This window comes from Micromonospora sp. NBC_00617, assembly GCF_045161355.1.
GTDB lineage: Bacteria > Actinomycetota > Actinomycetes > Mycobacteriales > Micromonosporaceae > Micromonospora.
This window is the reverse complement of the sequence record NZ_CP107751.1, coordinates 2,417,258-2,443,387: the sequence shown is the minus strand read 5'-3', so window position 1 is coordinate 2,443,387 and position 26,130 is coordinate 2,417,258. Positions and strand designations below refer to the sequence as shown.

25 protein-coding genes are annotated in these 26,130 nt (G+C 70.5%); 10 read left to right on the top strand and 15 right to left on the bottom strand.

Annotated features, from left to right (window positions below):
- Positions 1 to 31: 31 nt before the first annotated feature.
- The 3 genes from OG505_RS11130 to OG505_RS11120 form a co-directional block, all read right to left on the bottom strand.
- On the bottom strand, positions 32 to 2,863 hold the full coding sequence (locus tag OG505_RS11130) for a PQQ-dependent sugar dehydrogenase (RefSeq protein WP_405432999.1): 2,832 nt from the start codon (positions 2,861 to 2,863) through the stop codon (positions 32 to 34).
- Positions 2,864 to 2,953: 90 nt separating this feature from the next.
- Positions 2,954 to 4,222: a ThuA domain-containing protein gene (locus OG505_RS11125; RefSeq protein ID WP_405432997.1), complete on the bottom strand. Its 1,269-nt coding sequence runs from the start codon at positions 4,220 to 4,222 to the stop codon at positions 2,954 to 2,956.
- 353 nt (positions 4,223 to 4,575) lie between these two features.
- On the bottom strand, positions 4,576 to 5,319 hold the full coding sequence (locus tag OG505_RS11120) for an SAM-dependent methyltransferase (RefSeq protein WP_405432996.1): 744 nt from the start codon (positions 5,317 to 5,319) through the stop codon (positions 4,576 to 4,578).
- 107 nt (positions 5,320 to 5,426) lie between these two features.
- On the opposite strand from OG505_RS11120, the gene mug reads away from it, so the two are divergent.
- A complete protein-coding gene (mug, locus tag OG505_RS11115; protein ID WP_405432995.1) occupies positions 5,427 to 5,996 on the top strand; it encodes a G/U mismatch-specific DNA glycosylase in 570 nt (189 codons plus the stop codon).
- Positions 5,997 to 6,005: 9 nt separating this feature from the next.
- On the opposite strand, the gene OG505_RS11110 is transcribed toward mug, so the two are convergent.
- From OG505_RS11110 to OG505_RS11100, 3 genes are read right to left on the bottom strand one after another with little or no spacing between them, the layout of a single operon-like run.
- Complete coding sequence (locus OG505_RS11110; RefSeq protein ID WP_405432994.1) at positions 6,006 to 7,097, bottom strand: IS630 family transposase; 1,092 nt, start codon at positions 7,095 to 7,097, stop codon at positions 6,006 to 6,008.
- 45 nt (positions 7,098 to 7,142) lie between these two features.
- A complete protein-coding gene (locus OG505_RS11105) occupies positions 7,143 to 7,454 on the bottom strand; it encodes an SRPBCC domain-containing protein (RefSeq protein ID WP_405432993.1) in 312 nt (103 codons plus the stop codon).
- Positions 7,451 to 7,813 carry an ArsR/SmtB family transcription factor gene (locus tag OG505_RS11100; RefSeq protein WP_405432991.1) on the bottom strand — a complete coding sequence of 121 codons (363 nt, stop codon included), beginning with the start codon at positions 7,811 to 7,813 and terminating at the stop codon, positions 7,451 to 7,453. Before OG505_RS11100 ends, OG505_RS11105 begins: the two co-directional genes overlap by 4 nt.
- Before the next feature lie 81 nt (positions 7,814 to 7,894).
- Here OG505_RS11100 and OG505_RS11095 point away from each other — a divergent pair, with 81 nt between their 5' ends.
- Complete coding sequence (locus OG505_RS11095; RefSeq protein ID WP_405432990.1) at positions 7,895 to 8,992, top strand: calcium:proton antiporter; 1,098 nt, start codon at positions 7,895 to 7,897, stop codon at positions 8,990 to 8,992.
- A 48-nt stretch (positions 8,993 to 9,040) separates the two neighbouring features.
- On the opposite strand, the gene OG505_RS11090 is transcribed toward OG505_RS11095, so the two are convergent.
- Positions 9,041 to 9,310 (bottom strand): hypothetical protein, encoded by a 270-nt coding sequence (locus OG505_RS11090; RefSeq protein ID WP_405432989.1) that lies wholly within the window; start codon positions 9,308 to 9,310, stop codon positions 9,041 to 9,043.
- Between the two features lie 333 nt (positions 9,311 to 9,643).
- On the opposite strand from OG505_RS11090, the gene OG505_RS11085 reads away from it, so the two are divergent.
- Positions 9,644 to 10,162, top strand: a complete 519-nt coding sequence (locus OG505_RS11085; RefSeq protein WP_405432988.1) for an AAA family ATPase — start codon at positions 9,644 to 9,646, stop codon at positions 10,160 to 10,162.
- Positions 10,163 to 10,699: 537 nt separating this feature from the next.
- On the opposite strand, the gene OG505_RS11080 is transcribed toward OG505_RS11085, so the two are convergent.
- Positions 10,700 to 11,125: a nucleoside deaminase gene (locus tag OG505_RS11080; RefSeq protein ID WP_405432987.1), complete on the bottom strand. Its 426-nt coding sequence runs from the start codon at positions 11,123 to 11,125 to the stop codon at positions 10,700 to 10,702.
- On the bottom strand, positions 11,122 to 11,961 hold the full coding sequence (locus OG505_RS11075; RefSeq protein WP_405432986.1) for an LLM class flavin-dependent oxidoreductase: 840 nt from the start codon (positions 11,959 to 11,961) through the stop codon (positions 11,122 to 11,124). Before OG505_RS11075 ends, OG505_RS11080 begins: the two co-directional genes overlap by 4 nt.
- Before the next feature lie 105 nt (positions 11,962 to 12,066).
- Between OG505_RS11075 and OG505_RS11070 the strand changes: the two genes are divergently transcribed.
- Together OG505_RS11070 and OG505_RS11065 are read left to right on the top strand one after the other, a co-directional pair.
- A complete protein-coding gene (locus tag OG505_RS11070; RefSeq protein ID WP_405432984.1) occupies positions 12,067 to 12,525 on the top strand; it encodes an Lrp/AsnC family transcriptional regulator in 459 nt (152 codons plus the stop codon).
- A 328-nt stretch (positions 12,526 to 12,853) separates the two neighbouring features.
- Entirely contained in the window at positions 12,854 to 13,570 is a 717-nt protein-coding gene (locus OG505_RS11065; RefSeq protein ID WP_405432982.1) for an SDR family NAD(P)-dependent oxidoreductase, read from the top strand.
- Positions 13,571 to 13,718: 148 nt separating this feature from the next.
- Here the strand turns inward: OG505_RS11065 and OG505_RS11060 are convergent, their stop codons facing one another.
- On the bottom strand, positions 13,719 to 14,234 hold the full coding sequence (locus OG505_RS11060; protein ID WP_405432981.1) for a hypothetical protein: 516 nt from the start codon (positions 14,232 to 14,234) through the stop codon (positions 13,719 to 13,721).
- A 335-nt stretch (positions 14,235 to 14,569) separates the two neighbouring features.
- Between OG505_RS11060 and OG505_RS11055 the strand changes: the two genes are divergently transcribed.
- A complete protein-coding gene (locus OG505_RS11055) occupies positions 14,570 to 15,541 on the top strand; it encodes a hypothetical protein (RefSeq protein ID WP_405432979.1) in 972 nt (323 codons plus the stop codon).
- Positions 15,542 to 15,972: 431 nt separating this feature from the next.
- Here the strand turns inward: OG505_RS11055 and OG505_RS11050 are convergent, their stop codons facing one another.
- The gene (locus OG505_RS11050) at positions 15,973 to 16,362 is read right to left on the bottom strand and encodes a hypothetical protein (RefSeq protein ID WP_405432978.1); all 390 of its coding nucleotides are present in this window, start codon (positions 16,360 to 16,362) and stop codon (positions 15,973 to 15,975) included.
- Positions 16,363 to 16,759: 397 nt separating this feature from the next.
- On the opposite strand from OG505_RS11050, the gene OG505_RS11045 reads away from it, so the two are divergent.
- Both OG505_RS11045 and OG505_RS11040 read left to right on the top strand, forming a co-directional pair.
- Complete coding sequence (locus OG505_RS11045) at positions 16,760 to 17,581, top strand: neutral zinc metallopeptidase (protein ID WP_405434462.1); 822 nt, start codon at positions 16,760 to 16,762, stop codon at positions 17,579 to 17,581.
- A 121-nt stretch (positions 17,582 to 17,702) separates the two neighbouring features.
- Complete coding sequence (locus OG505_RS11040) at positions 17,703 to 18,353, top strand: HAD family hydrolase (RefSeq protein WP_405434460.1); 651 nt, start codon at positions 17,703 to 17,705, stop codon at positions 18,351 to 18,353.
- A gap of 66 nt (positions 18,354 to 18,419) precedes the next feature.
- Here the strand turns inward: OG505_RS11040 and OG505_RS11035 are convergent, their stop codons facing one another.
- From OG505_RS11035 to OG505_RS11020, 4 genes are all read right to left on the bottom strand, one after another.
- Positions 18,420 to 20,975, bottom strand: a complete 2,556-nt coding sequence (locus tag OG505_RS11035) for an ABC transporter permease (protein WP_405432976.1) — start codon at positions 20,973 to 20,975, stop codon at positions 18,420 to 18,422.
- Entirely contained in the window at positions 20,975 to 21,742 is a 768-nt protein-coding gene (locus OG505_RS11030; RefSeq protein WP_234581947.1) for an ABC transporter ATP-binding protein, read from the bottom strand. Before OG505_RS11030 ends, OG505_RS11035 begins: the two co-directional genes overlap by 1 nt.
- Before the next feature lie 354 nt (positions 21,743 to 22,096).
- Positions 22,097 to 22,783 (bottom strand): response regulator, encoded by a 687-nt coding sequence (locus tag OG505_RS11025; protein ID WP_405432975.1) that lies wholly within the window; start codon positions 22,781 to 22,783, stop codon positions 22,097 to 22,099.
- A 188-nt stretch (positions 22,784 to 22,971) separates the two neighbouring features.
- A complete protein-coding gene (locus OG505_RS11020) occupies positions 22,972 to 23,886 on the bottom strand; it encodes a PD-(D/E)XK nuclease family protein (protein WP_354862387.1) in 915 nt (304 codons plus the stop codon).
- Positions 23,887 to 24,026: 140 nt separating this feature from the next.
- On the opposite strand from OG505_RS11020, the gene OG505_RS11015 reads away from it, so the two are divergent.
- A complete protein-coding gene (locus OG505_RS11015) occupies positions 24,027 to 25,118 on the top strand; it encodes a site-2 protease family protein (protein ID WP_405434458.1) in 1,092 nt (363 codons plus the stop codon).
- Positions 25,115 to 26,119, top strand: a complete 1,005-nt coding sequence (locus OG505_RS11010) for a tRNA (adenine-N1)-methyltransferase (protein ID WP_405432974.1) — start codon at positions 25,115 to 25,117, stop codon at positions 26,117 to 26,119. Before OG505_RS11015 ends, OG505_RS11010 begins: the two co-directional genes overlap by 4 nt.
- Positions 26,120 to 26,130: the final 11 nt, after the last annotated feature.

Genomic DNA, 26,130 nt, shown 5'->3' with positions numbered 1-26,130 from the left:
CCCGGCCGCCGACCAGGCCGGGTACCGCCGTCTAACTGCTCAGAACGAACTTCTCCCAAGGCCCGACCGACGTGCGGTTCGCGATCAGCGACCCCGCCCCGGCGTTCTCGGCGCACACGATCTGGTTGTTGACCGTAGCGCGCAGACTCACCGTCCCATCCGAGTTGGTGATGAGCTGGAAGGTCTCCGCCGCCCCGATCGACGTGCCGCTGGCGACCAACGGTGCCGCGCCCGCGTTCGCGGCCGAGACGTAGAGCCCGTTGGCGCGCGACCGCAGCGCGATGTTGCCGTTGCCGGCGTCCACCCGGTCGAACTGCTCGGTGGTGCCGACGCTGGCCTTGTTGGCGATCAACGCGGTGGTGCCGACCGCCGACACGTACTGGTTGTTCACCTGCGCCCGTAGCGTGCTAACCGGCGTGCTGCCACCGGTGCCGGTGGTGAAGGTGAACGCGTCGACATCGAACAGGTAGCCGGACCCGCCCTTGAACACCAGGTACAGCGTGGTCGACGCGCTGGGCGGGTTGCTGATCGTGCCGGACACCTCGGTGAAGGTCTCCCAGTTACCGGTCACCGGCACCGTGACGGTGCCCAACAGGCTGCCGGTGGCTGACCCGGCCCGAACCTCGATCGTGCCGCCGGCCCCGGCCGACGACGCACGCACGGTGATGCGGTTCGCGTTGGACAGGTTGTACGGCTGGTACGAGATCCAGTCGTTGTTCTCGATGAACCCGGCCGTGCGGCCGCCCTCGGCGCTGGTGTGGTCGGTCGCCTGGACACCCGACTGGGCGCCGAAGTGCTCACCCTGGCGGTGCTTCGGTTGCAGGGTCCTGATGCTGTGCGTGGTCAGTCCGCCGTTGTCGGTGTAGGCGGCGTCGAAGACCCCGTAGATGTTGGCCGCCGAGTCGTGCTCACCGTCGGTCGGGACGGTGATCGAGCCGCTGCACCCGTTCTTCGAGGTGATCTGGTGAGCGTGACTGTCGTGGCCCAGCGCGTACGTCAGGCTCACCTTGGAACAGTCGATCGTGCCGTCCTGTGGGTCGCTCACGCTGATCTGGTACGAGATGGTGTCACCGAAGTTGAACAGCTGCCCGTCGGCGGGCGAGGTCAGCGTCACCGTCGGTGCCGTGTTGCCCACGGTGATGACCAGGCTCGCCGTGCCGGACAGGCCGGCCGGGTCGGTGACCTTCAAGGTGGGGGAGTAGGTGCCGTTCGTGGTGTACGTCTTGGTGGGGTTCGCCGCCGTCGAGGTGGTGCCGTCGCCGAACGTCCACAGGTAGCTCAGCGCCCCGCCCTCGGGGTCGGAGCTGCCCGCCGACGAGAAGTTCACCGTCAACGGGTTGGCCCCGGACGTCGGGTTCGCCGAGGCGACCGCGATGGGGTTGCGGTTGCCGCCGCCGATGTACTCGATTCGGAACAGCGCCTGGTTGTTCGAGCCGGTGCCGTAGTCCAGCACGTACAGCGCGCCGTCCGGGCCGAAGGCCATGTCCATGACCTGCGTGCCGCTCCACGGGAACGAGGAGATCTCCCCGCGGGAGCCGTCGGCGTTGATGGCGATGGGCTTGATCCAGCGTCGGCCGTACTCGCCGGCGAAGAACTGGCCGTTCAGCGACTGCGGGAACTTGATGCTGGAGTTGAGCGAGGCGTCGTAGCGGTACACCGGCCCGGCCATGGGCGACTCGGAGCCGCTGCCGAACTCCGACGGTGATCCGGAGTCGCCGGCGTACTTGATCCAGGCCGGCTTCGCCGCGGGCAGCGTGCCCAGGCCCGTGTTGCGGAACGAGTTGTTGGTCGGCCCGCCCGTGCAGTTGTACTTCGACTGCGACGGCCCGGACGGGAAGGTGTATTCATTGTACGTTTCGGTGCTCGTGTTGCTGCCCGTGCAGTACGGCCAGCCGAAGTTGCCGGGCGCCGTGATGCGGTTGAACTCCACCTGCCCCTGGGGGCCCCGGCTGGAGTTGGTGCTCCCGGCGTCCGGGCCGTAGTCGCCGACGTAGACGACGCCGGTCGCCTTGTCGACGCTCATCCGGAACGGGTTGCGCAGACCCATCGCGTAGATCTCCGGACGGGTGTTGGCCGTGCCGGGCGCGAACAGGTTGCCCGCCGGGATCGTGTACGTTCCGTCCGCCTGCGGCTTGATCCGCAGCACCTTGCCCCGCAGGTCGTTGGTGTTGCCCGCCGAGCGCTGGGCGTCGAACTGCGGGTTGCGGTTGGTGCGCTCGTCCAGCGGCGCGTAGCCGGACGACTCGAACGGGTTGGTGTCGTCGCCGGTGGTCAGGTACAGGTTGCCGGCGGCGTCGAAGTCCAGGTCACCGCCGACGTGGCAGCACTGCCCACGGTCGTTGGCGACCTGGAGCACGATCTTCTCGCTGCTCAGGTTGACCGTGTCGTCGCTGTTGAGGGTGAACCGGGACAGCCGCAGGTGCCCCTTCCACCGGTCCCAGTCCGACTGCGTCCCGGTGGTGGGGGCGTCCCCGGACGGGGTGCTCAACGTGGGCGAGTAGTACAGGTAGATCCACCGGTTGGTGGCGAAGTTGGGGTCGACGGCGACGCCCTGCAACCCCTCCTCGTCGTGCGTGTAGACGGACAGGGTGCCGGAGACCTTGGTGTTGCCGGCCACGTCGGTGACCCGCAGGACGCCGTTGCGGGCGGTGTGCAGCACCGAGCGGTTGGGCAGAACGGCCAGGGACATGGCCTCGCCCAGCTCGGCCGAGCCGGTGGCGAGTTTGACCTGCTGATAATCGCTGGCGGGGATCACCACCGCCTGCGCGGCGGTGGAGGGCGCGACCACGGCCAGGGTCACACTCGCGACGGTGGTGACCGCCGCGACGAGTGCCCGGGACCAGCGCCGGGGGTTCGAAAGCATGATCGTCCTTCCTCGACGACCAGGGCCGGGGCGTGCGGGGGCGCACCACGGCCAGGTGTGGGTGGTGAAGAAGCGAGCCGCGGAGCGGTGTCAGTTGGTGGTGACGAGGTCGAACTTCTCCCACGGACCGATGGAGGTCCGGTTGGCGATCAGCGCGGACGCGCCGGCGTTGTCGGCGGCCACGTACCGGCTGTTCACGGTGGCCCGCAGACTCACCGTGCCGTCGGAGTTGCGGATCAGCTGGAACGTCTCCCACGCGCCGGCGGTGGCCCGGTTGGCGATCAGCGCGGCGGCCCCGGCGTTCTCCGCCGCGACGAACTGCCCGTTGCTCTTGGCGCGCAGCGCGACGTTGCCGTTGGCGAGGTTGACCAGTTCGAACCGCTCGCTGGTCCCGGCGGAGGTCTTGTTGGCGATCAGCGGGGTGCTGGCGTTGGGCGCGCTGACGTACTGGTTGTTGGCGCGGGCCCGCAGGGTGGAACCGACGGCCGCGGGCGGCGGGGTGGTCGGCGGGGCCGTCGTCGGCGGCGGGGTCGTCGGCGGGGCCGTCGTCGGCGGGGCGGTGGTCGGCGGCGGGGTGGTCGGCGTCGTCCCCGGCGAGCAGTTGGCGCTCACCGAACCCGCGGCGACCTGCAGGCCACCGAGCAGCATCCGGGTGAAGTTCGGGTCGCTGTACGACGCCTCGGTGTGCCCGAGACCCGTGTACCAGGCCCGCCCGCCGCCGTACGCCTTGCACCAGGTGATCGGGTGGTCGCCGTTCATGTTGCCGCCGCTGTAGGACGACTCGTCGAGGCTGGCGAGGACCCGCGCGCTGGACCGGGGGTTGGTGCGGTAGTTGTACCACTCGTCGGAGCGGACCCAGGTGGCGCCGAGGTGCGCGGTCGACGGGTTGCTCCGGTCCTCGATCTTCACGGTCGCGGTCTGGATCGCCGGGTGCGAGTCGAACCACGCTCCGACGAGTTGGCCGTACCACGGCCAGCTGTACTCGGTGTCGGCCGCGGCGTGCACGCCGACGTACCCGCCGCCGGCGGCGATGTACGACTCGAAGGCCGCCTGCTGGCTGTCGTTGAGGACGTCGCCGGTCGTCGACATGAAGACCACCGCCTGGTACTGGGCCAGGTTGGAGGTGGTGAACTGGCCGGCGTCCTCGGTGGCGGTCACGGTGAAGCCGTTGGCAGCGCCGAGCTGCTGGATGGCCGCGACTCCGGTCGGGATGGACGAGTGCCGGAAGCCGGCGGTCTTGCTGAACACCAGGACCTTGGTCAGCGGTGCGGCCGAGGCCGTCGTGGGAAGAGTTACCAGGCCGGCCAGTAACACGGCCAGGCCGGCGGCGAATGCCAACAGGCGGGGACGGGAACGCATGGTCTTGCTCCTCTGCTGAGCGTCGACCCCGAGGTGTGCGCGAGGGCACGCCCGGGGCCAGGGTGGCGGTGGTGCGAAAGCCGGGCCGCCGATGCTCGGCTGAGGTGGTGCGGTGATGTGGAGCGGTGGTGAACGCGCGATTGGCCAACCGATGACTCCGACCAACCTCTGTGGACGGTCACAGTGCATCGACTCACATCGCTGACGCAGTAAACCTCCGATGTCTGCGCCCCGTCAAGCCCACCCGCTCCGGCCTGGGACGCACCGCCCTGACCTGACGGTGCGCGCCAGCGTCACTCGTCCCCACCCGGAGGCGGTCGGTGGGCCAGACGGGCAGGCTTTCGCCAGCGGGGTCAGCGACCGAGGACGAGGTACGCGAGGCCGAGGACACCGCGGTAGCCGCCGACGTACTGGCGCAGCCGGTCGTCGAGCTCCGCGCGGACCTGGTCCGCGCGGGGATCCTCGGGGTACGTCAGCAGCCACTCCTGCCGGCCCGCGAGCCAGGTGGACTCGAAGTCGTCCCACTCCCTCTGGTCGGCGGTGCTCAGGTGCAGCAGCCGCCAACCCCGCGCTCGGGCGGCCTCGACGAGGCCCGCGAGATCGGTGACGTCCGCACCGAAGATCCGCGTGGCCTCCGCGGTGGGGTCGGACTGCCAGTACCCCTCGCCGAGCAGCAGCCGCCCGCCCGGTCGGACCACGCGGGCGAGCGCGTCGAGAGCCGCGCCGGTGCCGCCGAAGACGTGCGTCGAGCCGATGCACAGGACCCGGTCGGCCGGCTCGTGCCAGGCCGCCGCCTCGCCCATCACGAAGGCGACGTGCCGGTTGAGCGACTTCTCGGTGGCGAGCCTGCGTCCGCGGGCGAGGGCGGCCTCGTCGGTGTCGACGCCGACGCCCCTCGTCGCGACCGGGCCCGCCACGCCGCCCGCGGCGACGGCGCGCAGCAGCAGCTCGCCCCAGCCGCAGCCCAGGTCGAGCACGCGCGCGCCGGGGCGCACGTCGAGTCGTCGCAGCAGCAGGGCCGCGTGCTCCTCCGAGAGCGGCGTGTTCCAGCGCATCCGCGCGTACCGGCTGGCGGCGAGGTGGTCGGTGCTGTGCATCCGTCCAGGGTGTCAAGTCGTGATCACCGGCGCGCACCGGGTGGGGGGTGCGTTCGGGTTCCGCGTAGGTCGGGACGGGTGTCGGGGCGTACGGCAGGATCGGTGCAATGGACGCGGGCGCGGCGCAGCCCTGGCGGCCGCCGACCCGCCACGAGGTCGCGGCCGCGGCCGGTCGTGGCCTGGTGGACGTGATCGGCCCGGGCCTGCGGGTGCTGTTCTGCGGCTTCAACCCGGGGCTGTACTCGGCGGCGGTGGGGGAGCACTTCGCTCGCCGGGGCAGTCGCTTTTGGCCGGCCCTGCACGGCGCCGGTTTCACCGACCGCGAGCTGCGCCCATGGGAGCGCGCCGAGCTGCTTCGGCAGGGGCTGGGGATCACCAGCCTGAGCAATCGGGCCACCGCCCGCGCCGACGAGTTGACCCCGGCCGAGCTGGTGGCCGGGGTGACCGGGTTGGCGGTCAAGGCCGAGCGGCACCGGCCGAGGTGGGTGGCGATTCTCGGGGTGACCGCGTACCGGATCGCGTTCGTCCGGCCGAAGGCCGGGCTGGGCCCGCAGCCGCAGCGGCTGGGCCCCGCCCGGGTCTGGGTGCTGCCCAACCCCAGCGGCCTGAACGCGCACTTCCCGCTGCCGGCGCTGACGGCCGAGTTCGCGGCGTTGCGGCGGGAGGCGGGTTCCTAGTGTTCTGTCTCAGTTTTGATTAGCCGTTTGTTGGAGGGCGACTCGTCCACGTCGGACCTTGGCCAGGATCGATTCGGCTGTGGCGGTCCACACGAACGGCTTTGGGTCGTCGTTGTGTACGCGCAGGTACTCCTCGATCGCGGTGACGAGGTCGTCGACGCTGCGGAACACGCCGCGGCGGATCATCTTGTCGGTCAGGTCGGCGAACCAGCGCTCCACCAGGTTGAGCCAGGATGAGCTGGTCGGGGTGAAGTGCAGGTGAAAGCGGGGATGTTTGGCCAGCCATGCCTTGACGTTGGGGTGGGTGTGGGTGCCGTAGTTGTCGACGATCATGTGGATCTGCAGCTTGCGCGGCACGGTCGTGTCGATGGTGCGCAGGAACCGCAGGAACTCGTCGTGCCGGTGCCGGGCGAAGCACTTGCCGATCACCTTGCCGGTCAGCACATCCAACGCCGCGAACAAGGTGGTGGTGCCGTGCCGCTTGTAGTCGTGGGTCATCGTGCCGGCCCGCCCCGGTTTGAGCGGCAGGCTCGGCTGCGTGCGGTCCAGGGCCTGGATCTGGCTCTTCTCGTCCATGCACAACACGACGGCCTTGTCCGGCGGGTTCAGGTACAGGCCCACAACGTCGACGAGCTTTTCCTCGAACCGCTTGTCGTTGGACAGCTTGAACGTTTCCACCAGGTGCGGCTTGAGTCCTCGGGCGTCCCACACCCGCTGCACTGTCGCCGGGCTCACACCGACCTTGTCCGCCATCGACCGGCATGACCAGTGTGTCGCCCCCTGCGGCTTCGAGTGCAGCGTCAGCTCCACAATCTCATCGATCGTGGCCTGCGGGATCGACGCCTTACGGCCACGCCCCGCCGCGACCTTGCCCAGATCGGCCAGCCCACGCTCGATGAACTCCGACCGCCATGCCCGCACCGTCATCCGAGTCACCCCGGCCAGCGTCGCATTGTCGGCGTTGGACATCCCGTCCGCAGCACGCAGCAGCACCTGCGCCCGCTGCACCAGCCGATGCGCGACCGTACGCGACTTGGCAACAGACTCCAGCAGTTCCCGCTGACCGGGTTCGAGCACCAGCGGTGCGGCAGCACGTGTCACGTGCCAGAGTCTACCAAAACGGCTAGCTATTTGCGAGACAGAACACTAGACGCCGTCGGCGGTCAGCGCCCGGTAGTTGCCCGAGCCGTCGATCATCGAGACGCCCAGGCGCCGCTGCGGCTCGCACACCTCGATGCGCACCTCGCACCAGGGCTGCTGCTCCTCGTACGCCATCTGGACCCGGATGGTCCGGCCGGGCCCGGCGTCGCCCTCCCACGGGCCGAACCAGCGGGCCGTGCGCTCCGACTCGGTCAGGCTGGCCCACACGTCCGTCGCCGGGGCGCGCAAGGTGCGGGTCAGGACGAGGTCGTGGCCGGTGGCGGTGCGGAACAGGCGGCCAGCGGGTGTACGGGTCATGCGATGTGCTCCGTTCGGTGTGCCGCCGGGCCGCGGGCGCGGCGTTCCCGGCGGGTTCGATGGACCTCGGTCTCCAGGGCGTCGAGGCGCTGCTCCCACTGCTCCGGTGCGGTGAGCCCGGCGAGCCAGTCGATCAGCGCGGCGAGCGGGCCGGGGTCGAGGCGGTAGATCCTGCGGCGGCCGACCAGCTCGTCGCGGACCAGCCCGCTCTCCCGCAGCACCCGAAGGTGGCGACTGACCGCGGGTCGGCTGATGGCGAACCGCTGGGCGATCTCACCAGCGGCCAGCGGCGCGTCGCGCAGCATGGTCAGGATGCGCCGCCGCACCGGGTCCGCGATCGCGGTGGCCACCTCGTCCACGCCGAAAGCGTAACCCATGGGTTACGGATCGGATGCGTCGTTGGTGGGCACATGATCACGTGACCTGGCACTCTTGACGGCATGGCAGCCCAGCTTCGATCCCGGCTGCTCGATTGGACCGTCGTCGTACCCGTGCTCGCCGTGCTGGTGTTGCTCGTGACCTGGGGGCGAGATCTTCCCGCCCCCATCGTCGTGGTGGTCGCCGCGTTGCTGGGCGGTGCGGTGCTCGCCGCTGTGCACCACGCCGAGGTGGTCGCCCACCGGGTGGGGGAGCCGTACGGGTCGCTGGTGCTCGCCGTCGCGGTCACGGTCATCGAGGTCGCCCTCATCGTCACGTTGATGATCAGCGGGCCGGAGAAGACCCAGTCGCTGGCCCGGGACACCGTCTTCGCCGCCGTCATGATCACCTGTAACGGGATACTCGGCCTGTCCCTGCTGCTCGGGGCCCTGCGCCGTCGCGTCGCGGTGTTCAACCCGGAGGGCACCGGCGGCGCCCTGGCCACCGTGATCACCCTGGCCACCATGAGCCTGGTCATCCCGACGTTCACGGCCCGACCCGGCCCGCAGTTCAGCCCGGCCCAGCTCACGTTCGCCGCCGTCGCCTCGCTGGCGCTCTACGGGTTGTTCGTGCTGGTGCAGACCGGCCGGCACCGCGACTACTTCCTGCCGGTGGACAGCCGGGGTCAGGTGATCGACGCGGAGGAGCACGCCAAGCCGCCGACCACCCGCGCGGCGCTGATCAGCCTGGGGCTGCTGCTGGTGGCGCTGATCGCGGTGGTCGGCGACGCCAAGACCGTCTCACCGACCATCGAGGCCGCCGTGGCCGCGGCGAACCTGCCCCACGCGTTCGTCGGAGTGATCATCGCCCTGCTGGTGCTGCTGCCGGAGACCCTGGCCGCCGCCCGCGCCGCCCGCCGGGATCGCGTGCAGATCAGCCTCAATCTCGCCCTCGGCTCGGCGATGGCCAGCATCGGCCTGACCATCCCGGTCATCGCCGTCGCCTCGATCTGGCTGGAGGGCCCGCTGCTGCTCGGCCTCGGCGGCACCCAGCTCGCGCTGCTCGCGCTCACCGCGGTGACCGCCGTGCTGACCGTGGTGCCGGGGCGGGCCAACGTGTTGCAGGGCGGCGTGCACCTGGTGCTGATGGCCGCGTTCGTGTTCCTGGCCGCCAGCCCCTGACTTCCCGGCGTCGCGCCCCTCGGCGCTCGTTCGTCGCCGGCGGTCGGCTCAGCCGGCGGTCGGCGGGTCGTCCGCGAGCCGGTCCGCGCGGGCGCTCAGGTAGCGCTGCTGCGTCAGGTTCGTCGAGCGGGCCGCCGCCATCCGGTACGCCTCCCGCGCCGCGACCCGCTCACCGGTCAGCTTCCACAGGTGGGCGCGAGCGGCCGGCAGCCGCGGATCGTCGGCCAACCGGACGTCGTCCAGGTCGGCGCGCGTACGGAGCCCGCCGGCTGTTGCTTGCCCAGGCCGCACCTGCCGTCGCCAGGCGACCCGCGCCACGCTGGCCGACCGCCACCGGCTGCTCGGCCGCGCCGGTCGTGGTGGCCCCCGCCCGAGCTGACCGCCGCCGGCATCCCCGGCCCGCGCTGGCGGGTCGACCGCTGGTTTGGCCCGGACACGACGCACACGCCGAACGGCTCGCCGCTCAAGTGCGTCGGCTGCGCCGATACCGAGCTACGCGCCCGACCCGGCCCCGCCCGGCGCATGCTGCCGGCCCGGCTGGTCGACCACGCGCGCGCCGCGCGCCCAGTCCCGGCCGATGGCCGCTCGATACTGCACGCATCTGCCGAATTGCGGGTGACAATGCCGGTCCTGTCCGCCACCCTGGCGTCCATGAGAGCGGACGAAGCAGGGCTCCCTGAGCAGCCTGAGGTGGTCCTGATGTGCGGGGTGGCCGGCGCGGGCAAGACAACGTACGCCAAAGACCTTGAGGCCCAAGGTTACGTCCGCCTGTCCGTCGATGAGGAGATATGGCATCGCTTCGGTCGCTACGGCGTCGACTACGAGCCCGACCAGTACGAGGTGCACACCGAAGTCGCGAGGCGGGCTGTGCGGGAGCGATTGCTCTCACTCATCGCACAGCGTCGCGACGTCGTCATCGACTCCAGCTTCTGGCAGCGGTCACGACGGCAGGCATACAAGGAGCTGATCGAGCAAGCCGGGGGCTGTTGGCGCCTCGTCTACCTCAAGGCCGACCCGGCGCTGCTGCGGCAGCGTCTCCGTACGCGAGCTGAGCGCTTCGACGCCAACGCCGCTTTTCCGATCACCGACGAGCTGCTGGACCGCTACCTCCAGAGCTTCGAGCCGCCGTTCGGCGAGGGGGAGGAAGTCGTAGTGGTGGCCACCGACTGACGAGCCGGCACCTGTGCTCTCGACGACACTCGGAGGAACTGTTCACCTTCTACCGGCGGCCGAGGCTGCGCAACGCCCTCATCTAGCCGCGATCGGCGCGCTAAGGTGTCGCAGATCAGTTGGCGGGCGACTGTCGCGCATCAGTCGACGGAGGACAGCGGGTCACCGGATGTCACCGGATGTGTGATCCGCCAGCTGATGTGCGACAGGTCCAGCCGGCCAGGGGCGGCAGGATGGCCGCCGAGGCAACGCCCTGTCATGGCCGATGAGCGGATGCCCGTGCGGCGTCTGGCATGGCACCATCGCCCCGTGCGGCGATACTCAAGCGGGCCACCGACCTCGTGTTGGCCGGCGCCGATGTGGCGCCCGTCCCTTCGGCAGAGGATAAAGAGTTCGGTGCACAGCTCGACCTACTGGCGGCTTCGGTGCAGGCACACGGCGGGCGGGTAGCGAGCCGGCACGTCCAGCGGCGGGGTGTCTCACATGGCGGTGCCGGCCACGACCAGAACAAGAGCGAGAAGATCCGCCAACTGGGCTCTAGTAATAGTTGTCGATCGGCTGGCGTGCCTCGTCGAACAGTGCTGGCCCCTCGTACCGTACCGGGGGCAGCGGCGGGGTGGCCGGCTTGATCTCCTCGAACTGTTCGGCGGACAGGGCGTACACCACCCGGCCGAGGCCGGACCGGCCGATCGCGGTCGCGCACATCGGGCAGGGCTGGCAGCTGGTGAACATGCTGGTGTCTGCGGCCACGTCGGGGGCGAGTTCCCGAGCGGCCCAGCGGGCCAGCTTGAGTTCCGGGTGCGCGGTGATGTCCGAGTCGGAGACCACGGTGTTGTGGTCCTCGATCAGGACGGTGCCGTCCGCACCGACCAGCAACGAGCCGAACGGCCGTTCGCCGGACGCCCCGGCCTTGCTGGCGAGTTCCACGGCACGGCGGAGAAACTTCTCGTCGTCGGGGGTCATTGGTCCTCCTGGGATTTGTGGTAGGCGGCCACGGCCGCAAGGGTCTGCCAGGCGCGTTCGGGCTGGCGGATCTCGGTCGGGTCGCCGTTGTAGGGGTCGAGTACCACCGTCTCCGCGCCGAGCAGGCGGATCTGGTCGATGTCGGCGATGATCTGGTCGATGGTGCCGACACCGGCGAGCCGGTCCGGGGCGGTGACCGCTTCTCGGGTCTCCCGGAGTTTGATGCGCGGCGTCAACGCGGGCACCGGGCGGCCCAGTTCGTCGGCGGTGGCCTTCAGCCGCCCGGCTGCCTCCGCCAGCCATCCGGGTGTAACCCGCAGCGGGTGCCAGGCGTCACCGAGCAACACCGCGCGACGGATGCCGGCGTCGCTGTTGCCGCCGACCCAGATCGGGATCGCGGCCGTGTCGTAGTCGTCGGTGTTGCGCCAGGCGTCGCGCATCGTGTGCAGGTACTCGTCGGTCAGCGCGCCGCGCCGCCGGAACGGCACGCCAAGCGCCTCGAACTCCTGCCGGGCCCAGCCGACGCCGACGCCGAGGACGAGCCGGCCGCCGCTGAGCCGGTTGAGATTCGCCGCCATCCGGGCGGTGAGCAGCGGGTGCCGGTACGGGACGATGAGCACCGTGGTGCCTAGCCGGACCCGGCGGGTCACCCCGGCCAGCCAGGACAGCGTGGTGAACGGCTCATAGAACGGCGCCGGATACTTCTCGGCCACGTCCGGGGTCACCGCGATGTGATCGGAGACCATCAGCAGGTCGAAGCCGAGGCCCTCGACTGTCTGCGCCCACCGTCGCAGAACATCCGGGTCGGTACCCGGGGCGAAGTTAGGTACGTTCACGCCAATTTGCACGGTCCCAGGCTAGTCGCGGCGGGTCCGGGCTGTGAACACCGTGTTCCCGGCCTATGCTGGTCTTCGCCGTGAATCCGCCGGTACATTGGTCCAATGGCCGAGAATCTTGATGCCGTCGATTGGTCCATCCTGACCGAGTTGCAGGGCGACGGTCGCCTGCCCATCACCGAGCTCAGCCGCCGGGTCACGCTGAGCGCGTCGGCCACCAGCGAACGGGTGAGGCGGCTGGAGGCGATCGGTGTGATCACCGGCTACCGCGCCGAGGTCGACCTGTCCAAGGCGGGCTTCGCCGTGCTCGCGGTCATCCGGCTGAAGTACCCTGGCAGCCGGCACGAACCGCTGCACCGGCTACTGGAGCGACGGTCGGAGATCCTGGAGTGCCTGCGCACTACCGGAGACGACTGTTACGTACTGAAGGTGGCCGCAACGTCGATGGCACACCTCGAACAGGTCGTCAACGAACTCGCTGCGTTCGGCAGCACCACCACCAACGTGGTCTACAGCGCCACCCTGCCCTATCGCGGCCCGCGCCTGACACCGCCCCACTCGTGACCCGGCGTACGAACGCCCCCGCAGCGCGGGAACGACCGCAGAGGCGCCGCCGGCTAGTGCCCTGACCAGGAAGGTTCACCGGGATCGTGGAGTTCACGGCGTTGGTCAGCGAACACCATACGCAGTGACAGGCGATCCGCCCGCCGATCAAGGCATGGACCATACAACCTCGACACGCCTGGGGGCACACATCTAGCCGTGATGCGCGCGCCCGGCAGCGTCACGAGGGGCTGCGTTGATCGGTGTCCGGACATGCCGATGAGCGGATGTCCGATCTTGGCAGGTTCCTGTTGACCTGAACCAGAGTTCAGATGCTTCACTGTCGGCCATGGATCTTGATGGTTTGCGCGTCGCCATCACCGGCGCGGCGCGTGGCACGGGTCGACTTCTGGCCGAGGCCTTCGCCGAACGCGGCGCACAGATCTTCCTCTCGGCCCGCGACGTGGTGGCGGCCCGGCGGGTTGCGGATGCGATCAACCAGCGGGGGGCAGGTCGGGCTGATGCGGTTCACTGCGACCTCGCCGCACCGGATTCGGTGCGTGGGTTCGCCGCGGCCGTGGCCGACCGGACGAGCTACCTCGATGTGCTGATCAACAATGGTGCCGCGTACATCGAAGGAGACGACCTGGCAGACGTCTCGGACGACACGATCGAGAGCGTGATGGCTGCGGGCGGGACCGGCACGGTGCTGCTGACCAAGCATCTGTTGCCGCTGCTGCGTGCATCGTCGCGGCCCGACGTCGTCAACCTGATCTCCACATGCGGCGAGGTGGGGCACCGCCGTTCGGGCGCGCATCCCGCGTTCTACGCGGCCAAGCATGCCCACGCCGGGCTCGCTGAGATCCTGTCGCACCGGCTCCGGCCAGAAGGAATCCGGGTTATTTCCCTTTTTCCACCGGACTTCGTTCAGAACGGGCCGCGGCAGGCAGATAGCGACCTCACTGCGCAGTCGGTCATCGACTGCGTGTTCTTCGCGGTTGGTCAACCACGAGACTGCTTCATCCGCGAGTTCCACTTCGAGCAGGTACGGACTCCACACTCCTGAGCGCCCGCCACGCCAAGCAGCCTGGGCCAAACCGAGGATCCTAGGCGCAGGTCCCAGCGCTGAGACCGACGGCGTCGGAACGAATGCAGGTGCGCGGATCAGCCGCGATCCGATCGCTACCGGATGCCGCGCCTTTCGTACATGCTCGTCAGTACGCCCAAGGCGATGGGCCTTGCTTCAAGACGTGCACGCCGAGGTCTGCGTCGGTCGGCCACATCGTGAGTTGGTACTCCAGATGGTCCCCGACACCTTCCAGATCGCACCTAACCGCCCGGCGGTCCGTCTGCGCGTAGACCACCCGAATCCGGTATCGACCTGCCGGCAGCGGCACAGGTTCAACCTCGTTCGGAAGCTCCGTGGCACCGGTCACTGCCATCTTCCCTGAGGGCAACAGAATGTCTGCTTCGACGACGTGGTCGAAGGCGTCGAGAGATTCAACCTCGGGAGGCGTGTTCAAGAGCGCCACCGTCACCGGTACGTAGTCGTAGCGGGCCGTTCCCACCACGATGCAGTGACGCTCTACAGCGATGCGCCAGGTGTCAACGGCCCGGTCCCAGGTGTCTCCGTCAAAGACGTCCTCGGTCGCCTCCGCGTCCGAAATGACGAAGGCCAGATGATCGGCGTAGGGTTCAAAACGGCGAACGGCCTCACGCTCATCAGTCACGGCTGAACGCTACCAAGATCGGCACTGAGCATGAAGGCGCTCCGGGTGAGTCGGGCCGCATCCGGATCTGCCGCGATCCGCGCGTCACGTGACGTGAGCATGGACGGCGCGCCAGCAGGCGCCCGGATCTGCCGAAGAGAGTGCGTCGTAGACTCCGAGAGGCGGCACCGGAAATCCGCAAATCCGGCAAGCAATTGTGTGACGAACTTTCGCTGGACTTCGCGGCTGATCGGCCAGCATGTTTGTGCAGGTCCAGAAACCGCAATGGCCCTCAGCAGCAGAGGCGTGTCGCCCTGCGTACCTGAACGACGTTGCCGACCCTACACTCCATGATCATGGCGGTCGAAGTGGTGCTCGGTGAGGTGACGTGTCCATCCGGGCAGTTGGTGATCATGGACGGTGGTTACCTCGAACTGTGGTCCGGTGACCGGGTGCCGGATGACGAGGAGCGCCCGGCAACCGACTTCGCGATCGTGGGGCCGGACGCCGAGGCCGCTGCGGACTCCTTTGACCGGCAGACCGGAACCCGGCTGTACGACATCCCCGCCCACGCCGTCGCCGAGTTCACCGCCACGTTCGACGAACACTGCCGCGAGCATGGGCACAGCGCAAGCCTGCGCGCGTTCGAGCAGCAGGTCCCGCACCGGGAACGCGTCCGGCACGCTGTCGCCGCCCGGGAACCCGGATTCATCGTCATGGGCGTTCCGGTGCTGCCGATCGAGGTACCAGCTGATCGCCCCCTGCGTGTCACCGCTGTCCCCGGCGAGTACGGCAGGCAGTCCATGCGGATCGAGTTCAGTGCCGCGCCGGTGGCCGACTCGTGGGTGTTCGGGGAGCTGGGGGTCGACCACGCGCGGTTCGTCTTCGCCGACGCGGACGCGCTGAGCTCGTGGGAGCACGTCAGGCCGTTGGACGGGCTGGCCGACCTGGTCCTCTGGGGTCGCGACCAGGAACAGGTCGCTGCCGAGTTCGGCGCGCCCCCGCTCGGTGACACTGCCGACGTCGAGTACGGGTGGGTGGACCTGCCCATCACGGAGGCATACCAGCGAGGGCTGGCCATCGAGACGCGGAGGAACGATCCCGGCGGACCGAAATTGGCGTTCGACTTCCGCCCGCACTCGCATCACTGGCAGGTGATGGCTCTGGTCAGGGCCTCTGAACACGAGGCCGGCGTGATCCAGGTCGGCGGAGCGGACATGCTGATGGCGATGACCTCAGTCGGTGACGGCTTCTTTCCTGTCCATCTGGACGTGGATGTCGATGGCATGCCAGTCGCCCTGCGCATCGACATCGCCCGCGAGGACTGATCCGACTCCACAGGCGTTGACTATTCGAGTTCGCACGCGCTGCCGCCGCATGTTCGTCAGGCCTCGCTGCATAACGCGGAAGCGTGACGACGCATCGATCGTCCTGCGCGGCTGGGTTAACTCACATGCCGCCGATCCGCGCGCGCAGCCGTCACTCGGTTCATCGCAATCCCAGAGCACACCGTGCAGTGAAGGCCACTGGCCTCGCCGGGCGCTCGGCCGCTCCCACTGGTCAATACCATGTGTGGTATAGACAGCCCCTGAGGAACGCGCGGGCCACCTCGGCGCCAGCTCGCGCAGCAGATCCTCGACGGGCGTCGCCGGCACCGGTCAGCCGGCCAGGTCCTCGACGCCGTCCAGCACCGGCCGCACGTCCACGTACGCGCCGGGACTGTTCGAGTCGACCAGGCCGGCGGCGGGTGGGGGTGGGGTTATTGGCCGTAGGAGAGGCGGAGGCGGTTGTTGATCAGGTAGTTGAGGCGGTGTCGCAGGTAGCCGAGGGTGCTCTCGCTCGGCAGGTCCGCCTCGGTGGTCAGGGTCCAGCGCAGCGTGCAGTCCCCGCCGGGCAAGCCGTGCATCACATCGAAGCGGATCCGGTCCAGCGGCCGGTGCGGCCACAGCGACGACCACACCACCAGCACCGGTGCGTAGCCCGCCACCACATGGGGCGGCACCTCGTCGTCGCGCAACTCCAGCCAGGGACGACCGCCGGCCTCGTACGGGTCACGCAGCGACCGCCACACGACATGCGCCGGGGCCGGCTGGCTTCGTCGACGGCTGCCCAGCACGTGCACGTCGCCCTCCTGTCCGGACGGCCACATCCGCCCCGGGCCATTGTGGCGGCCCGGCACCAACCCCGCTCCCTGGACACCCCACCCGTTGATCAAGAAGTTTGCGTCACCCACGCCGGACGGCTGACGTCAACCTCTTGATCACCGGGGCGAGAGGGTGGTGGCTGCGGCTTAGATTGGTGGCATGACGGTGGTGTGGGCGATGGTCGCGGGTTTTGTGGTGGTGGCCGGAGTGGCTGGGGGAGCTCTGGTTTGGCGGGGGAGGGAGCGGACGGACCGCAGTGACGACCTGACGGCGGGGCGGGAGGCTCGGACGCGGCAGCAACGGTACGAGGCCGAGCGGCACGGTGATCAGGGCGGCACCTGGCAGCGTGGCCGCGAATCCGCCGGTTGACCGTTCGCCGGGTGTGCACCGTCCCGCCCGGTGATGCGTGGATCCGGTGGGCGTGGCGGTCGTACCGTCGGGGTACTGCGCAGCGCGAGCGCCGATGTCTGGGGAGGCACAGTGGGGGCATGGTCAGGACGCGACGCCCGGGGGCCCCTGGCGGGCCTGTTGGTTGCCGCGCTGGTGTCGCTCGCCTGCGCCGGCGGTGGGCTGGCCGAGCCGGAGGGCGAACGCCCGGGGGCGAACCCGTCGGCCGCCTCGCCGGGGTCGAGCACCACCCGCGCCGACAGCACCACCAGCGTGGCCGAGTTCAAGCAGGACGTCGCCGACGCGCAGGCGGTCGCCGAGCGCTACTGGGCGGCCCAGTTCAAGGCATCCGGGAAGCGCTTCCAACCCATCCGGCGGGTCACCCCGTACCAGCGGGCCGGCGAGGTCTCCTGCGGCGGCCAGCCGCTGCCCCGCAACAACGCGGTCTACTGCTCGCAGGGCGACTTCATCGCGTACGACGTCGCCTGGTCGGTGGCCGCGTTCCGCGAGGTCGGTGACGCGTTCGTGTTCTACCTGCTCGGTCACGAGTACGCCCACGGCATCCAGGTGCGCCTCGGCATCAACTACAGCTACACCATCCAGCAGGAGTTGCAGGCCGACTGCATGGCGGGGGCGTACCTCGGTGATTCGGTGCGCTCCGGCGACCTGACCCTCGCCGAGGGCGACCTGGACGAGTTCCGGGAGGGGGTGGCGGCCGTCGGCGACGACCCCGACCAGCCGTGGTTCGCCGAGGGCGCGCACGGCACCGCCGAGCAGCGCACCGACATGTTCTTCCGCGGCTACGAGCGTTCGCTCTCCGAGTGCGACCTGGGTTGAGCGGGGTTGCCCGGATCACCCCGACGCCCGTTGCCGCCACCGGCCACGGGCCGTGCTGGCAGGATCGCCGGTGTCGACCACGACCCTGGAGGATCCGCTGAGCAGCCAACACCCCGCCGCCGTGCTCTTCGACATGGACGGCACGCTGGTGGACAGCGAGAAGCTGTGGGACGTCGCACTGCAGGAACTGGCGCGCGAGTACGGCGGTGACCTCTCCGCCGACGCCCGCCGGTCGATCGTCGGCACCGCCATGGCGGAGTCGATGCGCATCCTGCACGACGACCTGGGGCAGCCCGAACGGGACCCCGAGATCAGCGCGGCGTGGATCAACGCCCGGATCCTGGAGCTGTTCCGTGGCGGTCTGCCCTGGCGGCCGGGGGCGTTCGACCTGTTGCACGCGGTCCGCGCGGCGGGAATCCCCACCGCGCTGGTCACCTCCAGCCCTCGGGCCCTCGTCGAGATCGCCCTGGACACCCTGGGGCGGGACACCTTCGACGTGGTGGTCGCCGGCGACGAGGTGGTCGCGGCCAAACCCCACCCGGAGCCCTACCTGACCGCCGCGCGGCTGCTCGGCGCGCCGATCGAGCGGTGTGTGGCGATCGAGGACTCACCGACCGGGGTGACCAGCGCGCTCGCCTCCGGCGCGGCCGTGCTGGCCGTACCCGCCGAGGTGCCGTTGCCCGCCCTCACCGGCGTACATCAGGTGGAGAGCCTGACGGGCGTGGACCTGGAGGCGCTCGCGGCCCTGCTGGCCGACCGGGCCGTGGCCTGACGACACCGTGGCCTGACGACAAAGGGGGACCCCGCCGCGCGGGGCCCCCCTTTCTCTTGCCTGGCGTCAGTCGTGGGCGATCGCGCCCAGGACGTTGATGCGGGCCGCCCGTACGGCGGGCAGCACCGCGGCCACCACCCCGATGATCGCGGCGAGACCGAGGAAGACGCCCATCTGCCCCCAGGGCAGGATCAGGTCGGTGATGCCCTCGTCCTTGAGCGCCTCCACCACGGCGGCGCCGAGGCCGCTGCCGACCGCCACGCCCAGCAGCGCGCCGAACACGGAGATCACCACCGCCTCGACCGTGATCATGGCCATGGTCTGACCGCGGCGCAGGCCGATGGCCCGTAGCAGGCCCAGCTCGCGGGTCCGCTCCAGCACCGACAACGCCAGGGTGTTGATGATGCCCAGGACGGCGATCACGATGGCCAGCGCCAGCAGGATCTGGATCATCGTGAGCAGCCCGTCGAGCGAACTCATCTGCTGCTTGATGAACGCGTCCCGGTCGGCCACCGACACCTCGGGGCTGTCCGCGAGCAGCGCCTCCACCTGCGGCTGCACGTCGGCCACCCGGGCGCCCGGCGCCAGCTGGATGAAGCCCTGGATGGGCTGCGGGATGGCGAAGTCCTTCGCCGCGGTCGCCGGCAACGTCACCGGGTTGGTCAGCTGCGACGCCTCGTAGATGCCGCTGATCGTGTACGTCCGGGCCTCGCCCCGGGTCAGCTGCACGTTCACGGTCGAGCCGACCGACCAGCCACGGGACTTGGCGGTGTCGGAGCTGGCGAGCATCTGGGTCGGCCCGAGCCGGTCGATGTCACCGGCGGTGGCCTTCGCGCCGAAGATCTGCCGCAGCGACGCGACGTCGCTGCTCGCCGCCACCCAGGTGCCCTCGCCGTTGATCCTGGCCATGTCGCCGTACTCGCCGTCGACCATCTGCACGCCGGGCAGGGCCTTGGCCCGGTCCAGAACACCCGGGTCGAAGCTCGGCGGACGCGGCCCACCCTGCTGGCCGGAGATCACCAGCTCGGCCTTGATGGTGTCCTGGGCGAGGGCGCTGATGCTGCCCTTGGCCGAATCGAGAATCACCGTGACGCCGGTGACCAGCGCGATGCCGACCATCAGCGCGGCCGCGGTGATCGCGGTGCGGCGCGGGTTACGCCCCGAGTTCAGCCGGCCCAGCTGGCCCGGCACCGACCAGGAGAAGATCGCGCCGAGCAGGCTCACCACCGGCCGACTGATCAGCGGGGTCAGCAGCGCCACGCCGATGAAGGCGAACAGCACCCCGCCCAGGATGGTGGCCAGGGTCTGACCACCCGCGTTGCCGCTGAGCCCCAGAAAGAGCAGCAGCGCGCCGATGCCGGTGACCACCGACCCGGCCACCGTGACCTTGGTCAGCGGCCGGTCCGGGGTCGCCACGTCCTGCATGGCGGCGATCGGCGGGATCCGGGATGCCCGCAGCGCCGGCAGCAGCGCCGCCACCACGGTGATCACCAGACCGACGCCGAAGGAGCCGATCACCGCGGCTGCCGGCACACCGATCCCGGCGAGGGTCAGCCCCCCGGCCAACTTGCCGAACAGGAACGCCAGCAGCGCCCCCACACCGATGCCGGCCGCCAGGCCGAGCACCGACGCGATCAACCCGACCGCGATGGCCTCCAGCACCACCGAACCGATGATCTGCCGGCCGCTGGCACCGATGGCGCGCATCAGCGCCAACTCCCGGGTCCGCTGCGCCACGATGATCGAGAACGTGTTGAGGATCAGGAACGTGCCCACCAGCAGCGCCACCGCGGCGAAGCCGAGCAGGATCTTGTTGAAGAAGGACAGGCCCTCCTTCAGGCTGGCCGAGGCGTCCGCGGCCACCTGCTTGCCCGTCTTCACCTCGTAGTCCGCGCCCAGGGTCCGGGCCACGTCGTCGCGCAGCGTCTCGTCCGAGACGCCGTCGGCGGCGCGCAGCGTGATGCTGCTGAACGTGTCCGGCTCGCCCAGCATCAGCCGCTGCGCCACCGGCGTGGTGAAGAAGACCTCGTTGACCCCGCCGATCGAGTCCCGGTCACCGCTGTAACCGAGGATGCCGACCAGGGTGAACTCCCGCTTCTTGGACTCGAATGCGGTGAGCACACCGACCTTCTGGCCCACCTGCACCTTCGCCGTGGTGGCCAACGCCTTGTTGACCACGATCTCGTCCTCGGCCTGCGGCGCGCGCCCCTCCCGCAGCTGCATCAGGTCGCTCTCGCCCGTCCAGTTCTCGCCCAACTGCGGCGGACCGAACGAGGTGATCACCTTGCCGTTGCTGCCGATCACCCGGGCGCCGTCGGCGTTGACGATGCCGGTCGCCGAGGCCACCCCCGGCACCTGCTTGACCCGGTCCACCACGGCGGCCGGCAGCGGAGTGGCGGTCTGCTCGCCCTCCATCTCGTCGACCTGCACCTTCGGCTTCGCCGCGACGTTCACGTCGATCTCGGAGAACCCGTCGGCGAAGACCGAGTCGAAGGAGCGGCCCAGCGTGTCGGTCAGCACGAACGCGCCGGAGACGAACATGACCCCGAGCACCACCGCCAGCCCGGACAGGATCAGCCGGACCTTGCGGGCCAGCAGACTCTTGAGTGTCGCCCGGAACATCAGTTGCCCACCTCGGCCGGAGTGTCCAGCTTCTTCATGGTGTCCAGCACCGTGTCGGCGGTCGGCTCGATCAACTCCGAGACGATCTGCCCGTCGGCGAGGAAGACCACCCGATCGGCGTACGCCGCGGCCGTCGGGTCGTGGGTGACCATGACGATGGTCTGGCCGTGCTCACGCACGGAGTTGCGCAGGAAGCCGAGCACCTCCGCGCCGGAGCGCGAGTCCAGGTTGCCGGTCGGCTCGTCAGCGAAGATCACGTCGGGGCGGGAGACCAGCGCCCGCGCACACGCCACCCGCTGCTGCTGACCGCCGGAGAGCTGCGCCGGCCGGTGGTCCAACCGGTCCTGCAGGCCCACCGTCTTGATCACCGTGTCGTACCAGGCCGGGTCCGGCTTGCGACCGGCGATCGACAACGGCAGCAGGATGTTCTCCTTCGCGGTGAGCGTCGGCAGCAGGTTGAACTGCTGGAAGATGAAGCCCACCTTGTCCCGGCGCAGCTTCGTCAGCCCCGAGTCGCCCAGACCAGTGACCGTCGTCGCACCGATCGACACGGTCCCCCGGGTCACCGAGTCCAGACCGGCCAGGCAGTGCATCAGCGTCGACTTGCCGGAACCCGACGGGCCCATGATCGCGGTGAAGCGGCCACGTTCGAACTCCGCGCTGACCCCCCGCAGCGCGATGACCTGAGCCTCGCCGCTGCCGTACACCTTCCACACGTCGTTCGCCCGGGCCGCGGCCTGCGCCTGCTGGCCTACCGTCGCGGTCACGTCATCTACCTCTTCCGTCTGTCCGATTCTCACGCCGCCCCCCGATGGTCCGGCGTGACCGTTCAATCATCGGCGCTGCTCGCGCCCGTCCCGTCCGCCCCTGGGGGGACCCGGCGCGGATTTCCCGCTGCGGGTGCACCCCCATGCCGCATCAGGGTTGCCCCTGACCCGACAGCCGATCGACAGGTTTCCCGACCGGCGAAACACCGCCGGACACGACACTTCCCCCGTACGCCACAGGAGAGTCAACCGTGCCGAGCCGTCCACGGTCACGGTAGGTGAGCACGGCAACAGCGCCGTCCCCCCACGGAGGGATCTTCGAGTACGCCGGGTGGGGTAGCCGCCGCGCGCCCGCTACGCCCGCGGGCGGACCAGACCCGACTCGTACGCCAGCACGACCGCCTGCACCCGGTCGCGTAGCCGCAGCTTGGTCAGCACATGCCCGACGTGGGTCTTGACGGTTGTCTCGCTTACCGACAGTACCGCCGCGATCTCGGCGTTGGACAACCCCCGGGCCACCTGCACCAGCACCTCGCGTTCCCGGTCGGTGAGCGTGCTGAGCGCTGCCGACGGCGTGGCCGCCGGGTCCGGCAGCAGGTCGGCGAAGCGCTCCAGCAGCCGCCGCAGGATCCGCGGCGCGACCACCGCGTCCCCGCCGGCCACCGTGCGGATCGCCGCGATCAGCTCCTCGGCTGGTACGTCCTTGGCCAGGAACCCGCTGGCGCCCGCGCGCAGCGCCCCCACCACGTACTCGTCGAGGTCGAACGTGGTCAGCACCAGCACCCGCACCGGCAGGCGGGAGTCGACGATCGCCCGGGTCGCCGCCACCCCGTCCATGCGGGGCATCCGGATGTCCATCAGCACGACGTCGGGCAGCAGCCGCCGGGACAGCTCCACCGCCTCCACGCCGTTGCCGGCCTCCGCCACCACGTCCAGGTCACCCTCGGCGCCCAGCACCATCCGGAAGCCCGTGCGCAGCAGCGGCTGGTCGTCGGCGAGCAGGATCCGTACCGGCCGCGCCGGGGCCACCCGATCGCTCATGTCGTCTCCCGTCCCGTGTCGCCGGTCACCCTCGCGTCCACCGGCGGACGCGTCGCGGACCACGGTAGAGGTCGGCCGGGCGCCCTGTCCCGACCGCGGCCGCACCGCTGCGGTCGGGTCCGCGCCGCGACCCTCCTCGCGCCACCGGGACGGCGGCGTGGCCGGGGCCGGCCTACCGGGCCGGACGGTCACTCGTCGGCGCCGGGCACCACCGGCGCGGATCGGGCGTCACGCAGCGGATCGGCGTTCGCCGCCGCGACGGGGAACGGCGGCGGAGTGCCACCGAAGGTGGGGCAGAGCGCCTGGTGACTGCACCAGTCGCACAACCTGCTCGGACGGGGTCGGAAATCCTGTCGAGCGGTGGCCTGCTCGATCGCCCGCCACAACGCCACCACCGTGCGCTCGAAGCGGACCAGCTCGTCGGCGTCGGGGGTGTAATCCAACACCTCGGCGTCGCGCAGGTAGAGCAGGCGCAGCACCCGGGGCACCACCCCCCGGGTGCGCCACAGCACCAGCGCGTAGAACTTCAGCTGGAACAGCGCCCGCGCCTCGAACGCCTCCCGAGGCGCGCCGCCGGTCTTGTAGTCGACCACCCGCAACGCGCCGTCCGGGGCGACGTCGAGCCGGTCGAGATAGCCCCGGATGAGCAGCTCCTCGTCGACGACCGCCGAGATCAGGCTCTCGCGTTCGGCCGGCTCCAGCCGGGTCGGGTCCTCCACGGCGAAGTAGCCCTCCAGCAGCCCCGCCGCGGAGCGCAGGAACTCCACCGGACCGGCCGGCTCGGCGCCGTCGAAAATCCCGGCCAGCTCCGGCTGCTCGGTGACCAGCCGATCCCACTGGGGGGCGACCAGGTCGCCGGCCGCGGCCGGCGTGCGGGCCTGCGCGGGCAGGTCGAACAGCCGCTCCAGCACCGCGTGCACCAGCGTGCCCCGGGCCTGCTCGACGGTTGTCCGCTCGGGCAGCCGGTCGATGCTGCGGAACCGGTAGAGCAGCGGGCAGGTCTTGAAATCCGCCGCCCGCGACGGGGACAGCGAGGCCCGCACCGTCGGCGGTGTCTGTGCCGGGGAGGAGGACTGGGGGGTGGTGACCGGTTCCGCCGTCATGTCCGCAAAGGTTAGGGCACCGGTGTGACACCGCCCGCCGCCCGCCCCACGCCGGGCCGGTCCGTAGCATCGGTGCGATGGAGCAGACATCCCGGCCACCACGTCGGTCCGACCGGCGATCCGGTCTGAGCGTGGGCCGTGTGCTCGGGGTGCCGTTGCACCTCAACGCCTCGATGCTCCTGCTCGCCGTGCTGGTCGCCGTGCTCTACGCCGAGTTCGCCCGCCGGCAACTGGACCTGCCGCAGGTCAGCGGCTATCTGATCGGCTTCGGCTTCGTGGTGTCACTGCTCGGCTCGGTGCTGCTGCACGAGCTGGGTCACGCGCTCACCGCCCGCCGCTACGGCATCGGTGTGCGCGGGATCACCCTGGAACTGCTCGGCGGGTACACCGAAATGGACCGGGACGCCCCGACGCCCAAGGTCGACCTGCTGGTGTCGCTGGCCGGCCCGGCGGTCTCCGCGGTGCTCGGCGTCCTCGCGGTCGCCGCCACCCTGGCCCTACCCCAGGGCACCGTGGCCCACCAGCTCGCCTTCCAGCTCGCCCTGAGCAACGTCATCGTCGCGCTGTTCAACATCCTCCCCGGGCTGCCACTGGACGGCGGGCGTGCCCTGCGCGCCGCCGTCTGGGGCCTGACCCGCGACCGGCACCGCGGCACCGAGGTCGCCGGCTGGGCGGGCCGCGTCGTCGCCGTCGGCACCGCCGCCCTGGTCGGCCTGCTGACCGTGACCGACTACCTGGCGCCGGTGGCGCTGCCACTGATGCTGCTGGTCGCCGTCACGCTCTGGCGCGGCGCCGGCCAGTCGATCCGGGCCGCGCGGGTCAGCCGGCGGTTCCCGCTGATCGACCTGTCCCGACTGGCGCGACCGATCTGGCCGGTGCCCACCGGCACACCGCTGTCCGAGGCCCAGCGCCGCCGCGCCGAGGGCGGGCAGCCCGCCGCCGCGCTGCTGGTCACCGACTCCACCGGCCACCCCGTGGCGCTGGTCGACCCGGCCGCCGCCGCGGCCGTCCCCGCCGAGCGCCGCCCCTGGCTGGCGGTGGACGCCGTCGCCCGCGCGCTGGCCGCGCTCCCCACCCTCCCGGTCGGGCTGGACGGCGAACGGGTGATGGAGGCCGTGCAGACCCACCCGGGCGCGCAGTACGTGGTGACGTCAGGCGAAGATGTCGTCGGCATTCTGCACATCGGGGACCTGGCACAGCTCCTCGAACCCAACCGGAAGATGACATCGTGACCGCAACTCCCTCCACCGTCGCCGCCGACCCCGCCAACCCGGCGCTGACACCCGTGCACCGTGGCCCGTTCCGGCCCGGCGACCGGGTGCAGCTGACCGACCCCAAGGGGCGGATGCACACCGTGACGCTGGAGCCCGGCAAGGAGTTCCACACCCACCGCGGCATCCTGGCCCACGACGCGCTGATCGGGCTGCCCGACGGCAGCGTGGTGACCACCTCCGGCGGCGGCACCGCCTTTTTGGCGCTGCGCCCGCTGCTCTCGGACTACGTGCTGTCCATGCCGCGCGGCGCCCAGGTGATCTACCCGAAGGACTCGGCGCAGATCGTCGCGATGGGCGACATCTTCCCCGGCGCGAAGGTCCTCGAGGCCGGCGCCGGCTCCGGCGCGCTCAGCTGCTCGCTGCTGCGCGCGGTCGGCACCGAGGGAGAGCTGCACTCGTTCGAGCTGCGCGACGACTTCGCCCAGATCGCCAAGCGCAACGTCGAGGCGTTCTTCAACGGGCCGCACCCCTCGTGGCGCCTGCACGTCGGCGACGTCGCACAGTGCCAGGAGACCGGCTTCGACCGGATCATCCTGGACATGCTCACCCCCTGGGAGACCCTCGACATGGTCGAGCGGGCGCTGGTGCCCGGCGGCGTGTTCATCGGCTACGTGGCCACCACGCCCCAGCTCTCCGAACTCGTCGAGGCGCTGCGCGAGCGCGGCGGCTGGACCGAGCCCCGGGCCTGGGAGTCGCTGGTGCGCGACTGGCATGCCGAGGGCCTCGCCGTCCGCCCCGACCACCGGATGATCGCGCACACCGCGTTCCTGGTCTCCGCGCGCAAGCTCGCCCCGGGCGTCACCGCGCCGCCGCGCCGCCGCAAGCCCAGCAAGGGCACCGAGGCGTACGCGCAGCGTCGGCAGGACCTGCGCGAGGCCGAGGCGGCCCGGCAGGCCGCCGCCGCCAGGGCCGCCGCCGGCGCGCAGCCCGACGCGACGGGGGAGATGGACAGGCCGTGACCATCGGCGAG

Excerpts from the sequence above, each read along its gene's own strand:
- OG505_RS11130 (WP_405432999.1), bottom strand. The coding sequence starts at position 2,863 with ATGCTTTCGAACCCCCGGCGCTGGTCCCGGGCACTCGTCGCGGCGGTC.
- OG505_RS11125 (WP_405432997.1), bottom strand. The coding sequence starts at position 4,222 with ATGCGTTCCCGTCCCCGCCTGTTGGCATTCGCCGCCGGCCTGGCCGTG.
- OG505_RS11120 (WP_405432996.1), bottom strand. The coding sequence starts at position 5,319 with ATGCACAGCACCGACCACCTCGCCGCCAGCCGGTACGCGCGGATGCGC.
- mug (WP_405432995.1), top strand. The coding sequence starts at position 5,427 with ATGGACGCGGGCGCGGCGCAGCCCTGGCGGCCGCCGACCCGCCACGAG.
- OG505_RS11105 (WP_405432993.1), bottom strand. The coding sequence starts at position 7,454 with ATGACCCGTACACCCGCTGGCCGCCTGTTCCGCACCGCCACCGGCCAC.
- OG505_RS11095 (WP_405432990.1), top strand. The coding sequence starts at position 7,895 with ATGGCAGCCCAGCTTCGATCCCGGCTGCTCGATTGGACCGTCGTCGTA.
- OG505_RS11085 (WP_405432988.1), top strand. The coding sequence starts at position 9,644 with ATGAGAGCGGACGAAGCAGGGCTCCCTGAGCAGCCTGAGGTGGTCCTG.
- OG505_RS11080 (WP_405432987.1), bottom strand. The coding sequence starts at position 11,125 with ATGACCCCCGACGACGAGAAGTTTCTCCGCCGTGCCGTGGAACTCGCC.
- OG505_RS11070 (WP_405432984.1), top strand. The coding sequence starts at position 12,067 with ATGGCCGAGAATCTTGATGCCGTCGATTGGTCCATCCTGACCGAGTTG.
- OG505_RS11065 (WP_405432982.1), top strand. The coding sequence starts at position 12,854 with ATGGATCTTGATGGTTTGCGCGTCGCCATCACCGGCGCGGCGCGTGGC.
- OG505_RS11055 (WP_405432979.1), top strand. The coding sequence starts at position 14,570 with ATGGCGGTCGAAGTGGTGCTCGGTGAGGTGACGTGTCCATCCGGGCAG.
- OG505_RS11050 (WP_405432978.1), bottom strand. The coding sequence starts at position 16,362 with ATGTGGCCGTCCGGACAGGAGGGCGACGTGCACGTGCTGGGCAGCCGT.
- OG505_RS11045 (WP_405434462.1), top strand. The coding sequence starts at position 16,760 with ATGCGTGGATCCGGTGGGCGTGGCGGTCGTACCGTCGGGGTACTGCGC.
- OG505_RS11035 (WP_405432976.1), bottom strand. The coding sequence starts at position 20,975 with ATGTTCCGGGCGACACTCAAGAGTCTGCTGGCCCGCAAGGTCCGGCTG.
- OG505_RS11025 (WP_405432975.1), bottom strand. The coding sequence starts at position 22,783 with ATGAGCGATCGGGTGGCCCCGGCGCGGCCGGTACGGATCCTGCTCGCC.
- OG505_RS11020 (WP_354862387.1), bottom strand. The coding sequence starts at position 23,886 with ATGACGGCGGAACCGGTCACCACCCCCCAGTCCTCCTCCCCGGCACAG.